Annotated in this window: 14 protein-coding genes; 7 read left to right on the forward strand and 7 right to left on the reverse strand. The window is 41.8% G+C overall.

What is annotated here, in order from left to right:
• The first annotated feature begins 85 nt into the window (after nucleotides 1–85).
• The 4 genes from KP625_RS12355 to KP625_RS12370 all read left to right on the forward strand — a co-directional run bounded on the left by KP625_RS12355 (nucleotide 86) and on the right by KP625_RS12370 (nucleotide 4,671).
• On the forward strand, nucleotides 86–301 hold the full coding sequence (locus tag KP625_RS12355; RefSeq protein WP_238298145.1) for a hypothetical protein: 216 nt from the start codon (nucleotides 86–88) through the stop codon (nucleotides 299–301).
• Between the two features lie 411 nt (nucleotides 302–712).
• Nucleotides 713–1,735 (forward strand): UDP-glucose 4-epimerase GalE, encoded by a 1,023-nt coding sequence (galE, locus tag KP625_RS12360; protein WP_177982198.1) that lies wholly within the window; start codon nucleotides 713–715, stop codon nucleotides 1,733–1,735.
• 158 nt (nucleotides 1,736–1,893) lie between these two features.
• Nucleotides 1,894–2,526, forward strand: a complete 633-nt coding sequence (locus KP625_RS12365; RefSeq protein ID WP_238298147.1) for a type II secretion system protein — start codon at nucleotides 1,894–1,896, stop codon at nucleotides 2,524–2,526.
• A gap of 381 nt (nucleotides 2,527–2,907) precedes the next feature.
• The gene (locus KP625_RS12370; RefSeq protein WP_238298149.1) at nucleotides 2,908–4,671 is read left to right on the forward strand and encodes an ammonium transporter; all 1,764 of its coding nucleotides are present in this window, start codon (nucleotides 2,908–2,910) and stop codon (nucleotides 4,669–4,671) included.
• Nucleotides 4,672–4,763: 92 nt separating this feature from the next.
• On the opposite strand, the gene KP625_RS12375 is transcribed toward KP625_RS12370, so the two are convergent.
• On the reverse strand, nucleotides 4,764–5,786 hold the full coding sequence (locus KP625_RS12375; protein ID WP_238298150.1) for an acyltransferase family protein: 1,023 nt from the start codon (nucleotides 5,784–5,786) through the stop codon (nucleotides 4,764–4,766).
• A gap of 269 nt (nucleotides 5,787–6,055) precedes the next feature.
• On the opposite strand from KP625_RS12375, the gene KP625_RS12380 reads away from it, so the two are divergent.
• A complete protein-coding gene (locus tag KP625_RS12380; protein WP_238298152.1) occupies nucleotides 6,056–6,475 on the forward strand; it encodes a DUF6465 family protein in 420 nt (139 codons plus the stop codon).
• A gap of 89 nt (nucleotides 6,476–6,564) precedes the next feature.
• Here KP625_RS12380 and proC read toward each other — a convergent pair whose 3' ends face one another.
• Genes proC through clpX form a run of 4 tightly spaced genes read right to left on the reverse strand, consistent with a single transcriptional unit; the run spans nucleotide 6,565 to nucleotide 9,832 of the window.
• On the reverse strand, nucleotides 6,565–7,362 hold the full coding sequence (proC, locus tag KP625_RS12385; RefSeq protein ID WP_238298154.1) for a pyrroline-5-carboxylate reductase: 798 nt from the start codon (nucleotides 7,360–7,362) through the stop codon (nucleotides 6,565–6,567).
• 29 nt (nucleotides 7,363–7,391) lie between these two features.
• Entirely contained in the window at nucleotides 7,392–8,099 is a 708-nt protein-coding gene (locus KP625_RS12390) for a glycerophosphodiester phosphodiesterase (protein ID WP_238298156.1), read from the reverse strand.
• Entirely contained in the window at nucleotides 8,096–8,434 is a 339-nt protein-coding gene (locus KP625_RS12395; protein WP_238298157.1) for a P-II family nitrogen regulator, read from the reverse strand. Before KP625_RS12395 ends, KP625_RS12390 begins: the two co-directional genes overlap by 4 nt.
• Nucleotides 8,435–8,458: 24 nt before the next feature.
• Entirely contained in the window at nucleotides 8,459–9,832 is a 1,374-nt protein-coding gene (gene clpX / locus KP625_RS12400) for an ATP-dependent Clp protease ATP-binding subunit ClpX (protein WP_238298159.1), read from the reverse strand.
• Between the two features lie 191 nt (nucleotides 9,833–10,023).
• Between clpX and KP625_RS12405 the strand changes: the two genes are divergently transcribed.
• Entirely contained in the window at nucleotides 10,024–10,389 is a 366-nt protein-coding gene (locus KP625_RS12405; protein ID WP_238298160.1) for a hypothetical protein, read from the forward strand.
• A 61-nt stretch (nucleotides 10,390–10,450) separates the two neighbouring features.
• On the opposite strand, the gene KP625_RS12410 is transcribed toward KP625_RS12405, so the two are convergent.
• The gene (locus tag KP625_RS12410) at nucleotides 10,451–10,783 is read right to left on the reverse strand and encodes a hypothetical protein (protein ID WP_238298162.1); all 333 of its coding nucleotides are present in this window, start codon (nucleotides 10,781–10,783) and stop codon (nucleotides 10,451–10,453) included.
• A 94-nt stretch (nucleotides 10,784–10,877) separates the two neighbouring features.
• Nucleotides 10,878–11,780 carry a hypothetical protein gene (locus KP625_RS12415; protein WP_238298164.1) on the reverse strand — a complete coding sequence of 301 codons (903 nt, stop codon included), beginning with the start codon at nucleotides 11,778–11,780 and terminating at the stop codon, nucleotides 10,878–10,880.
• Nucleotides 11,781–11,881: 101 nt separating this feature from the next.
• Between KP625_RS12415 and KP625_RS12420 the strand changes: the two genes are divergently transcribed.
• On the forward strand, nucleotides 11,882–12,670 hold the full coding sequence (locus tag KP625_RS12420) for a hypothetical protein (protein ID WP_238298166.1): 789 nt from the start codon (nucleotides 11,882–11,884) through the stop codon (nucleotides 12,668–12,670).
• The last annotated feature ends 129 nt before the right edge of the window (nucleotides 12,671–12,799 follow it).

Consider the following 12,799-nt stretch of genomic DNA (forward strand, 5'->3'; position numbering starts at 1 on the left):
ATAGCAAACAGAAAAGTGGGCGTACAGCCTGCAAACAGCGAATGGAAGAAATGGAATATTATCGATTATGAGGAGGACCACATACGTGAATTGTACGCGAGGAGATGCATTTCAGCTTTATTATCCGATAGGGTTAGAACTCCGCGACTTGCCGGATAGCAAGATTAAGGCGTTCTATTGCCTGGAGCAGGAAAAGATTATTGTGAATGAGAAATATTTGAATCAGGAAAGCGTGATCAGGGCGGTGTATCTGGCAATGAAACATGCGTCGCTTTATCATTCGAATCTCCATGATCTATAAAATATTTTAAAAACATCTAAAAATCTCTAAGAAACATCAAAAAATTTTTAATTTTATTCTTGTAAAAAGTCATGTATTATAATAACAACAAAAGAGAAAACTACAAATCTCAAAGAGATTCATAGTTAGATAAATCCCCTCTCCCCTCTTTTTATGTGAAAGCTGCGAGTCCATCCCCTCCCCCCCCCCTCAAAAATGGATTCGCAGCTTTATATGTATAATCACATGGGCGAAACGGGAGAAAACATAGAAACAAAAGGAAGAATGTTTGCCTGCGAGAGGCAGATATGATAGAATGAGGGGAGCATATGAATGCCGGAGTGTTTGTGAGGCAACTGTATTTCAAAGAATAAAAACAGAAAGATATATAGAAACATTACATATATAAAGAAGAAAGGTGGTACACAGGTTATGAAGATTTTAGTTACAGGTGGTGCAGGTTATATCGGAAGCCATACATGTGTGGAGCTGCTCGAGGCAGGCTATGATGTTGTAATCGTGGATAACCTCTACAATGCAAGTGAGAAGGCGGTTGACCGGATAGGACAGATTACAGGTAAGACACCGGTATTCTATGAGGCAGATATCCGAGATTATGAGAAGATGACAGAGATATTTGCGAAGGAACAGCCGGATACAGTGATTCATTTCGCGGGACTCAAGGCTGTTGGTGAGTCTGTACGCAAGCCTCTGGAATATTATGAGAACAATATTGCGGGAACCTTGAATCTGTGCAAGGTTATGCGGGAAAACGGATGTAAGAATATTATCTTCTCTTCTTCTGCAACCGTGTATGGAAACCCTGCGTTTATTCCGATTACAGAGGAATGTCCGAAGGGTGTCTGTACAAACCCATATGGCTGGACAAAGCATATGTTAGAGCAGATTCTGACAGATATTCAGTTTGCAGATCCGGAGTGGAATGTGATTCTGCTTCGTTACTTCAACCCAATCGGTGCACATAAGAGCGGTCTGATCGGCGAGGATCCAAAGGGTATTCCGAACAATCTGCTTCCGTATGTGGCACAGGTGGCAATCGGCAAGCTTCCATGTGTAGGTGTATTTGGCGATGATTACGACACACCGGATGGCACAGGTGTCCGTGATTATATCCATGTTGTGGACCTTGCGAAGGGCCATGTGGCAGCAATCAATAAGATCAAGGAGAATCCGGGTGTGAAGGTATACAACCTTGGAACCGGAAAGGGATACAGCGTTCTTGATGTGATTCATGCGTTCAGTAAGGCTTGTGGTAAGGAGCTTCCATATGAGATTAAGCCTCGCCGTGCAGGCGATATTGCAACCTGTTATTCCGATGCAAGCCTTGCGAAGAAAGAGCTTGGATGGGAGGCACAGTATGATATTGACGAGATGTGCGCAGATTCGTGGAAGTGGCAGTCGATGAATCCGGACGGCTACAATACACCGGAGTAAAAACACTTAAAAAAATAATGATAAAAAGAATCGGGCAGGAGTCAGTCTGCCCGATTCTTTTTTTGACATATCACAACTTTATTCTGTAAATAAGTAAATAAATATGATAAAATACCGATATCACAGATAGAAACATCTTCTATAACAGGGGGGATTGCATGAGAAAAAGTATGAAAAATAAAGGATTTACATTAGTAGAGTTAATCGTGGTGATTGTGATATTGGCAATCCTTGCGGCGATTCTGGTACCGGCGCTGCTTGGTTATATCGATAAAGCGAAGAAACAGCAGGATATATTGAGGGCGAAAAATTGTCTTACAGCTGCACAGACAGAGTTAGTAAGTCTCTATGCGAAGGGAACACCTTTACAGAGCTATATAAAAAACTTAAATACAGAAACAAATAGAGAAAAGAACAAAGTAGTAGATATGATATTTAAAAAGGATTCGCCAATCCGCCAGCATATTTTGACGGCTGCGGATGACGACCCGTATATGTTGTTGATTGGTACGGGAAGCTTTGAAGAGTATCATAATACTCCACAGGAACATTATGCATATACGGTTTACTTTGTTGCATATTGGCCAACCAAAGAGAGTGATATTATATTTTTTGATGGAACCGGATGGACAAATGAATATCCATGGAAGTCAGATGGGGGAGATAATAACATATTTGAGGTAAATGGTCAGAAGATAAAAATGCAGTTTTCGTTTATAAAACCTGCATATGAAAATAATTTGAATGATAATTGGAATAAAGGTCTGAAGGAAAAACTTGGAATAAAATAATGCAATGTATTATATACATGGCAACAGTTACGCGAAAACTATTTCGGAAACAAAGACAAAAACTTGATAAAAACAAGTAAAAATGAATATGTGATAGAAAAAGAGAAGTGAAAATACGTTTTTGCTTCTCTTTTTCTATCACAACTTAAAAACATGTGCGATTTTCTGGATTTCACATAAAATAATTAAGCAAAATACGTATATACGCCTGACATAAACAAGTAAAATATAAAAAACGATTGATAATATTCAAAAAAATAGAGATTTCACTTGCGAAACCTGTTTGACAAATTAATTTTCTTAAGTATAATAACACCATGTTGAGTGAAAGAAGCTAGCAGACTTAACAAAAGAATTTGACGAGATGAGGAGGAAATGATTATGACAGAAGAAATTATGAATGCAATTTCAAGTGAAGTCTACGGCGTCTGGTTCCTAATCGGAGCAGCATTGGTGTTCTGGATGCAGGCAGGTTTCGCGATGGTGGAGGCTGGATTTACCAGAGCAAAAAATACCGGAAACATCATCATGAAGAACCTGATGGACTTCTGTATCGGTACCGTGATGTTTATTCTGATCGGTTTCGGTTTGTTCTTAGGTGAGGATGTGGCAGGTATCGTTGGTAAGCCAGGGTTTGACATCTTCACAAACTATGCAAATTTTGATTGGTCAAACTTCGTATTTAACTTAGTGTTCTGTGCTACGACCGCAACAATCGTATCTGGAGCGATGGCAGAGAGAACAAAGTTCTTATCTTATTGTGTATATTCCGCAGTCATTTCTGCGGTCATCTATCCGATTGAAGCACACTGGACATGGGGCGGCGGCTGGTTGTCTAAGATGGGATTCCACGATTTTGCCGGTTCAAACTGTATCCACATGGTTGGTGGTATCTGTGCTCTGATTGGTGCAGCCATTCTTGGACCACGTATTGGTAAGTTTAAGAAGCAGAAGGACGGAAGCATCAAGGTTGGTGCGTTCCCTGGACATAACTTGGCGCTTGGCGCACTTGGTGTATTTATCCTGTGGCTTGGCTGGTACGGCTTCAACGGTGCAGCCGCAACATCCGTTCCACAGCTTGGTGCGATCTTCACAACAACAACGATTGCTCCTTCCGTTGCAACAGTCGTATGTATGATCTTTACATGGATCCGTTATGGTAAGCCGGATGTATCTATGTGTCTGAATGCATCTCTGGCAGGTCTGGTAGCAATCACAGCACCGTGTGATGTCGCAGATGCGACCGGCGCTATTGTAATCGGTGCGGTATCCGGTGTACTCGTAGTATTTGGTGTATGGCTGCTTGATAACAAGCTCCGTGTGGATGATCCGGTTGGTGCAGTAGCCGTTCACATGATGAATGGTATCTGGGGTACTATCGCAGTTGGACTTTTTGCTACTGACAGTACACCTACCTATTCTCTTGCAGATGCAAATGGTGAAAAATTACTTGGCCTCTTCTATGGTGGCGGATTCAAGCTCCTTGGCATTCAGTTGACAGGTATGCTTGCAACAGCCGCATGGACAGCTGTTACAATCACAATCACATTCCTTTTAATCAAGAAGATCTTCGGCCTGCGTGTATCCGCAGAGGAGGAAATCACAGGTCTCGATGCAACCGAGCATGGCTTGGAGACAGCTTACGCCGGATTCATGACATATGGCGATCACATCAGCAGCGATGGTACAACAACGGTATCAACTCCTGCGATTCCGGAGAATGCAGTCCCTGAGGATGAGGCTGTTCCGGTACAGGTTATGAGTGGCGGCACAGGCGTTGCTTCGGATGTCAAGCTTACAAAGATTTCTATCATATGTAAGCAGAATAAGTTTGAGGATCTGAAGAATGCTTTGAACGATGCAGGAGTAACCGGTATCACAGTCACTCAGGTACTTGGATGTGGTGCACAGAAGGGACAGACAAAGTACTATCGTGGTGTTAAGCTGGATATGACATTGCTTCCGAAGGTAAAGGTGGAAGTCGTTGTCAGCAAGGTTCCGGTTGCTACAGTTGTAAAGGCAGCAAAGAAGGCGCTTTATACAGGAAGCATCGGCGATGGCAAGATCTTTGTCTATGGTGTTGAGAATGTAATCAAGGTTCGTACCGGTGAAGAAGGTTACGACGCTTTGCAGGGAGAAAACTAAATCATTTCCTTACATATAAAGAAAGGCGGTCTGCATGTTATGTGCAGACCGTCTTTTGCTCGTGCATGAACAGAGATGTTAAGAGAGAGGATTCAGGAAGCGTGGATCCTTCGTTTAATCCAAGCATTATAGATCTTGAATGGTTTCTCGAACAGGGGCTGTGCCAGTATGATTACGAGTATCACCGCGATGATAAGCCATAAAATATTTGCCCATTCGTGAAAACGTGAATATAAAAATGGATACGTCTCTGCATATTCCAGATAGAAGAGAACCGGACGATGGAAAAAGTAAATCGACATCGATTCTTTTCCGAGAACATCTAAATGCAGGATCTTTCTCTGAGGGATACTGCTTAAAATACAAACACCAATGATAAATGTAATCATATAAGCGGACAGCCGGAACAAAATTCCGATTTCCCCTGCATCATCCAGTAAAGTTTCATATGAGCTTCGGCCGGTGAAGAAACGGCGGAAGATATAGAAACTGTCAATGTTTATACGGCACACAATAAAAAATACAAGCACAATCGCTGGTGCAAGAATCCGCATAGCAGGACGGTGAAGCTGGAATTCTAATTTATCTACGTCACACATCCACCCGAGAACGAACCACGGAAAGAACACGAGGCAGCGTGAAAAAGCAAATACATCACCAATTCCGTTGTCATAGCCGGCTATTAGAGCAACTGCAACGGCGAAAACCAAAATCTTGCGTTTATCAATGTTTTGAAGCAGAAAGGCACATGAATAGAATACGCACATCGCGAAAAGATACCAGGGAACGCCATCGGTTTTCACGAGTGAAAATGTCAGATCCGGATTGGTCAGCCGTTGAAATGGGAAAATCAGTAATTTCAACAGAACATACAGACCTGCAAAATTCGCAAGTTTTTTGCAGAAACATTCCTTTGTTCTGATGGCATGTTCACACATCAGTCCGCTTGCAAACACAAATAATGGCATGTGAAAGCTATAGATGAACAAAAATAAAGATTTGCACATGTTGGAATGATAGTCAATTCCGCTTTCTAAAAAATGACCGGTAACAACACAAATAATCAAAAATCCTTTTACATTGTCCAGCCAGATGTTCCTTTTTTGCACAGACATAGAAAGAACTCCTTTTCCGTATAATAAAATAAATAATATAAAAACCGTCGTTTATAGTAGTCTTGTAAGGATAAAAAGTCAATAGAAATTCATTGTGCAAAATGTCCTCTTTTTTTCTATAAAGTGCAAATCCATTGGTAAATACTTAAGAAAATGCCAAAAAGCCTTGCAAAATAAAGGAAAGTAGCGTAATATCATGTCAACAAAAGAAATTAAAGACAACATGGTAACGCTGAAAAATATACATATTAATTACGGAGGAATGGATCATGGCAGTTAAGAAAGCAACAGTTGATGCAACTATGGCAAAGGTAGAAGCAGCTAAGGCAGCAGCCCCGGCTAAGGAAGAAGTAAAGAAAGCAGCACCTGCAAAGAAGGCAGCACCTGCAAAGGCAGCAGCTCCGGCTAAGGAAGAAGTAAAGAAGGCAGCACCTGCAAAGAAAGCAGCAGCACCTGCAAAGAAGGCTGCACCAGCAAAGAAAGCAACTCCTGCAAAGGCAGCAGCTCCTAAGGCAGTAAAGCTTTTTGTTGAGTATCAGGGTGGTCAGATTGCTACAGATGACATTGCAGCTAAGGCAGCAGAAGCTTGCGGAAAGAAAGCAATCAAGGAGTTGAATGTATACTATCAGCCAGAGACAAATATGGTATACTACACAGCAGATGGAACAGAAGGTTCTTTCTCCTTATAATTTGTATTCTCAAAACCTTTCATAAAAAGAAGCACTCGGCGAATTTTCATCGGGTGCTTCTTTTTATGTGATATTCCCGTTACGAAATATCAGATTCCTTTTGCCTTTGCGGTGCAAGCTTTCATGGCATCCATGACTGCTCCACGGAATCCTTTCTCTTCCAGAACACGAACGGCTTCAATTGTTGTTCCGGCAGGAGAACAGACCATATCTTTCAATTCTGCTGGATGCTTACCGGTTTCTAAGACCATTTTTGCGCTGCCAAGTACTGCCTGTGCAGCAAATCGATATGCCTGTGTACGTGGCATGCCATCAGCAACTGCAGCGTCTGCCATGGCTTCAATGAATAAGAATACATATGCAGGAGAACTTCCGCTGACAGAGACAACTGCATCCATCAGTGATTCCGGAACTGCTTCTGCTAAACCAAAGCTGCTGAGTAGTTTTAGTACATATGCAAATTCCTCATCTGTGACAAGCTCGTTTTTACAGACACCTGTAATCCCTTCTCCGACAAGCGCGGGTGTATTCGGCATTGTACGGACAACTTTCACAGCCCCCAAACGCTCTCCAAGCCAGGCCAGAGTCTTGCCGGGAGCAATCGTAACGATAATCTGTCCGGATGGGAGTGTCGGTTGAATCTCAGCGATAACCGTCTCGTAATATTGCGGTTTTACGGATAAGAATAAAACATCTGCCTGTGTAGAAACTTCTGTATTCGATGAAGTTGTGTGTATGCCAAGTACTTCAGCAGCTTTTGTGCGAGCTGCTTCGGAAGCGTCTGCTGCAATAATTTCAGAAGCAGCAATACCGGCGTGTGATTTTAGTCCGCCAATAATTGCGCTAGCCATATTTCCACAACCAATAAATCCAACTTTGTATTTCATGTTTGTTCGTCCTTTCTGTTTTGTTTATTTTACTCAAATGCCATCCGTGCCTGTAAGCCGAAATCGGGTCGATCGGTAATGATTCCATCCACACCTTTTCGAATCAGTTTGCTCATTTTCGCAATATCATTCACTGTCCATGCATAGACTTCCTTATGGTGCAGGTGCATACGCAGGATAAAATCGCGTGTCACAAATTGGTAATGCGGGGAGATAAAATCCGCTTTGCATACATGCAGCCGATGCATAGGGAAATATTCATTTAGCCGGTGAACAATATTGTTTCTGGGTGTGCCAATGAGAAGCCCGGCTTTTATATTTGGATCGAGTTTCTTGATCCGTAGCACAGAACGGTCAATAAATGATTTCATCATATAATCAGAATAATCATAAAATCGTTCTACCATATCGATGATTTCATGTTCATAACCGGTTTCTTTCAGCTCGATATCCAACTTGATTTTCCCACGGCACAGTTTTAGTACTTCTAATAAAAGAGGTACTCGGTAGCCTTCTTGACCGGTTGCGCTGCAGATCTCTTCATATGTAAGGGTTCGGATATCCACACCGTTTAAGGCCGGGTTGTGAAATACAATCAATTGGTGATCCTTGGTTTTGCGAATATCAAATTCTGCAAAATCTGCCTGAAGATCAATTGCAATCTGGAAAGCTTCCAGTGTATTTTCGTGCGTGGCAAGTGCCGAAGCACCTCGGTGTGCAATAATCGAAGAAATCATAGAGCATCATCTCCGCGCTCGCCTGTACGTATACGTACAGCGTCTTCTATATTATATACGAAAATCTTGCCATCACCATAACTTCCGGTAGGAATGCGTTCTGTAATCATGGCAATCAGCTTCTCGCATACATCATCCGATACAACTGTTTCAACTTTTAGCTTCGGAAGAAGATTTACAAAATAATCTCCGTTGTGATGCTGGGATTTGTATCCTTTTTGATTGCCATAGCCCATGATATTGCTGACCATGGCTCCGGTTGTGCTGCATTCGTCTAAAATCTCTTTCATGTCATCCAGTTTTTCAGGCCGGATGATCACTTCCACTTTTTTCATATTGACACCTCCTGATTCAATCGTTTAAATATTTGTACCGCGCAGTTCAATAATCGGGGCACCTTTGCCGTTGATATAATCACCGGTGATGGTCACACGTCCGATATTATCGTCACGCGGAATTTCGTACATAATATCCATCATGAATTTCTCGATGATAGCACGGAGTGCACGTGCCCCTGTTTTTTTCTCCATAGCCTTTTCGGCAATTGCCTCATAGGCGCTGTCATCAAATTCCAGATCCACTTCGTCTAAGGCCAACAGCTTTTTATATTGTTTTAAAATTGCGTTCTTTGGCTCTTTTAAGATCTTGATATACATATCTTTATCCAATGCATCCAAAGTGAAAAGTACCGGGAGACGACCAAGAAACTCCGGAATCATGCCGAATTCGCGCAAATCTTCGGTTGTTACTTCTTTAATTAAGTTATCGTTTTTATCATATTTATCTTTCAAATCTGCTGCAAACCCCATAGAAGATTGCTTATTCAGACGTTGCTTGATGATATCCTCGATATCCGGGAATGCACCGCCGCAGATAAATAAGATATTCCGTGTATTCATCGTTGTCATTGGCGTCATTGCGTTCTTGCTGCCTGAACCAACAGGTACTTCTACTTCGGCGCCTTCTAAGATCTTCAAAAGCCCCTGTTGTACAGATTCACCGCTGACATCTCGGCTGCGGGTTTCTTTCTTCTTCGCAATTTTATCGATCTCATCGATAAAGACGATTCCGCGTTCTGCTTTTTCAACATCGTTATCTGCTACTGCAAGAAGCTTGGAGAGAATGCTCTCTACGTCGTCACCGATATAACCGGCTTCTGTCAGGGTGGTTGCATCTGTAATCGCAAGCGGAACCTGTAAAATTTTGGCGATAGTCTGAACCAGATATGTCTTACCACATCCGGTTGGACCAAGCATAAGCATGTTGGATTTCTCGATTTCAATGTCATCCATTGTGTCTGTAATCACACGCTTGTAATGGTTGTATACGGCAACGGACATCGCTCGCTTGGCATATTCCTGTCCAACGACATATTCGTCAAGCATCGCCTTAATCTTATGTGGGGCTGGAACATCTGCCATCGTGAGAGGTTCTTGTTCTTTTTCTTCCTTCTTTTTTTTCTTCTTTTTTACCTTCTGGGAAGTCGGAATGTCATCAAATGGCATGAACTGGGACATGTTGATATTCGGCATCTTGGAAAGGTCTAAGAACTGCATCGCTCCGTTGTTGAAGGAGTCGAAGCTTTTCTGCATACAGTCGTTGCAGATATACATATTTCCCGGCATCCGGATAAATGGACCGGCTTCAGATTCCGGTCTGCGACAGAGATAACAATACTTTTCGTATTCGTCATCATCGTTGTTATTTTGATTATTTCCGTTGTTGTCTGGCATAATTTCCTCCTTATGTATACGCATAAAAATGCATCCTTATTATAGCACGGAAATGTACATATGACTATGGAATATTTATGCAGACGGAGATATAATGAATGAAAAGTAATATCTGTTATACATAGATAAAAACATGTAAGAAAATTTGATAAATCAGAAAATGAAAGAGTCTTATACAGGAGGAATGGAAGATGAAAAAGAGAATTACAGAATATTTGACGTATATTGATGCGCTGTTAGAAAAAGAGGATGTGGACTGGGAAAGGGAGAAGGAAAAACATCTTGTTCAGATTGCTTTTTTCGCACATGAGCGGCAGGTGCACCTGATTGTGATGGCACTGTTTGCGCTGGCAACCGTAATTTCAATTTTGTATTTGAATTTTAGTGGTTCGCTGATTATCGTAGCACTTGTGATAGCACTTCTGGTTTTACTGATTCCATATGTGATGCATTACTATTTATTAGAGAATAGTGTGCAGAAGATGTACGTACAATATGACGCTATGATGAATAAAATCGAGCCGTCATTTCATGGCTCACCTGCAGATAAAAAATAAGTAAGAGATAAAAAGGTTCCGTTTGTGGCGTAGAATCTGCACCACAGGCGGAACCCTTTTTTTATTGTTTGCTCTGATTACCGTCCACGGCATCTTCAACGCCATCTACAGCATCTTTAACGCCATTGCCGACGCCATCTGCGGCATCCTTGATACCTTCGCCAACACCTTCTGCAGCGTCTTTGACACCTTCACCGACACCGTCTGCGGCGTCTTTGACACCGTTCCCGACGCCGTTTGAATTTGTGGCATTGTTGTTTTCTGTGGTCATCTGCGTTTGTTCGGAAGTTGTTGCAGGGTCCTTACTTGTCTCGTCCGTACCACATCCACACATACAGATGGAAAGCATCATAGCGGTTGCCGCAATGGCAGCAGTTGTCTTAAATTTTTTCATAATAAAAACACTCCTTATCTAGTTTTCATTCTATAAAAATAGTATGAACCTAAATAAGGAGATTATTTTACCAATTTCCGGTAATTTTTATAAATCAATCCGATGGTGTCAGACCGGTGCAGTTGTCGGGATTGGTACAGCTTTCGCAGTTTCGCTTCTGGTCAAGCGGGTTGCAAAGCTCCAATGGTTTGATGTTTCGGTCTAAGAGACTTCCACTTACAAAATTCATGCAGACAGAATCCTCCGGACTTGCCAGTGTGCCTTTGGATACGATTGCCTTTCCATTGTGAGGAATCCGGTATTGGTTGTAATAGATAGATTTCACGATCAAGGTAAGCCCTACCGTCATTTCCGCATTTGCAATATCGAAGTTTAATACTTTAGACATCGCCATGAGATTAAGTCCCTGTGAGACCGTTCCGTTAGTGGAGAGGAAGCCAATAAAATTCAGGTTTGGTGTTGCTAAAGTCGTATCAGTATAAGTGACACCGTATGGTGCGAACAACTGTATTGTTACAGTGGATGGGTTGGTATCTTCATCGTATTCCGGATCGGTTGTTGAAGAAGGAAGATAGACAACGCCGGTGACAGGAAGTGTTGCAAGCAATCGTTTGCAGCAATCGTAGATATAGATAACAAAATCTACAGTCAGATTTGTGAGTGTCAGCTCGTAGCAGTTTGGACGTCCGGCAATCGGCTTGATTGTTACAGAAGGTGCCGCTCCTGTTGCAAAGGTAATGTTTGTAACCTCTGCTCGGATATATGCCGTTGTTGGATAATCTGCAAGCAGGGTGGCAAGTGGAATTGTCCGGCATACATTGATCCCGATTTCATCGTAGATAACAGGAACCAATACCGTGAGCAGCTTTGGATCGCCGCATTGTGGTGTTACACATACGTCAGTACAGATATCTGTCAGGCTGCATGTGCAGGAATCGATATTGTTTGCAACTGCATTGCTTAAGACCTTTTTGTTACAGCCACAGCATTTAGACATGTTCGTTTCCTTTCAAATATGCTTACAATAATATATTCAAATTATGCATTTTTGTTCGGTTGCAACAATATATTTGTAAAAGAAAGGACTGGGAGGCTGTTGTGGAAGCGGTTTATAGAAGGAAAGGGGATAAGCGGATTTTACTTTATGAGGAAGGAAATCAGATATTGGCACAGGTGATTGGGGCGGGCAGAGCAATACAATGGGGAAGTCTGTGTCGTGATTATCATTCCTGCGGAGTGAGCCGGTTATGGGAAGAAGAAATCTATGTTGCATACGTCAATACGGAAAATGTATTAATGTGGGATAAGCTTTTTACGGAGGGACGGTTGATGCTTGTAAAAGGGGAAACGTGGGGAAGTCTTTCAGATGTGAAAATTGCACCACTTGCCGGAGACCGCACACAGCTTTATGTCTGGTATCGTATGGCAGAAGCAGAAAACGGTACAGATAGTTTGTATGCGATAAATCCACTGGGAGAGAGGAAGGTTCAGAGATTGGTACATGGCACAGGGCGGATTGAACGATATGAGATATTGCAGCATGGGGAAGTCAGTTATCTTCTATATAAATTGGCAACGGAAGCAAAACCACGGATCTATGCTGTGGATGTTTCCAGATTAGGTGACATAAGTCTGTCAGAATATATATTATGTAAAGAACAGACAATGCAAGAACTTGAAAAACGATGTAAAGAGAATGATAAGAGTTATAATGAGGCAATTCGGAAAATGCAGGAAGATTATGAGTCAAGATTGAAATCTACGGTCAAAAATATGGAGCAACGCTATAAACAGCAGTATGATGAGTTGACAAAGCTGACACAGGGGATGCAGGAGGAAGGCCGTAAGTGGAGAGAATTATATTACAAAAGTGTTACAAAAGATTAAGAAAAAATAAAATTTACTTGACATAACTCATAGAATTTTATAATATAAAAATTGCAACCTTTTTTTCGGGAATGTCCCAAGGCTACAAATGGTAATTTGTATTACATAGGTAATGTACCACAATATATA

Source organism: Eubacterium sp. MSJ-33, from assembly GCF_022174665.1.
In the GTDB taxonomy this organism is placed as follows: Bacteria; Bacillota; Clostridia; order Lachnospirales; family Lachnospiraceae; genus Coprococcus_C.

What these genes read in the sequence shown, in the direction of transcription:
- KP625_RS12415 (WP_238298164.1), bottom strand. Translation starts at nt 11,780, where the DNA reads ATGTCTAAATGCTGTGGCTGTAACAAAAAGGTCTTAAGCAATGCAGTT.
- KP625_RS12365 (WP_238298147.1), top strand. Translation starts at nt 1,894, where the DNA reads ATGAGAAAAAGTATGAAAAATAAAGGATTTACATTAGTAGAGTTAATC.
- clpX (WP_238298159.1), bottom strand. Translation starts at nt 9,832, where the DNA reads ATGCCAGACAACAACGGAAATAATCAAAATAACAACGATGATGACGAA.
- KP625_RS12390 (WP_238298156.1), bottom strand. Translation starts at nt 8,099, where the DNA reads ATGATTTCTTCGATTATTGCACACCGAGGTGCTTCGGCACTTGCCACG.
- KP625_RS12410 (WP_238298162.1), bottom strand. Translation starts at nt 10,783, where the DNA reads ATGAAAAAATTTAAGACAACTGCTGCCATTGCGGCAACCGCTATGATG.
- KP625_RS12375 (WP_238298150.1), bottom strand. Translation starts at nt 5,786, where the DNA reads ATGTCTGTGCAAAAAAGGAACATCTGGCTGGACAATGTAAAAGGATTT.
- KP625_RS12395 (WP_238298157.1), bottom strand. Translation starts at nt 8,434, where the DNA reads ATGAAAAAAGTGGAAGTGATCATCCGGCCTGAAAAACTGGATGACATG.
- proC (WP_238298154.1), bottom strand. Translation starts at nt 7,362, where the DNA reads ATGAAATACAAAGTTGGATTTATTGGTTGTGGAAATATGGCTAGCGCA.
- galE (WP_177982198.1), top strand. Translation starts at nt 713, where the DNA reads ATGAAGATTTTAGTTACAGGTGGTGCAGGTTATATCGGAAGCCATACA.
- KP625_RS12405 (WP_238298160.1), top strand. Translation starts at nt 10,024, where the DNA reads ATGAAAAAGAGAATTACAGAATATTTGACGTATATTGATGCGCTGTTA.
- KP625_RS12380 (WP_238298152.1), top strand. Translation starts at nt 6,056, where the DNA reads ATGGCAGTTAAGAAAGCAACAGTTGATGCAACTATGGCAAAGGTAGAA.
- KP625_RS12370 (WP_238298149.1), top strand. Translation starts at nt 2,908, where the DNA reads ATGACAGAAGAAATTATGAATGCAATTTCAAGTGAAGTCTACGGCGTC.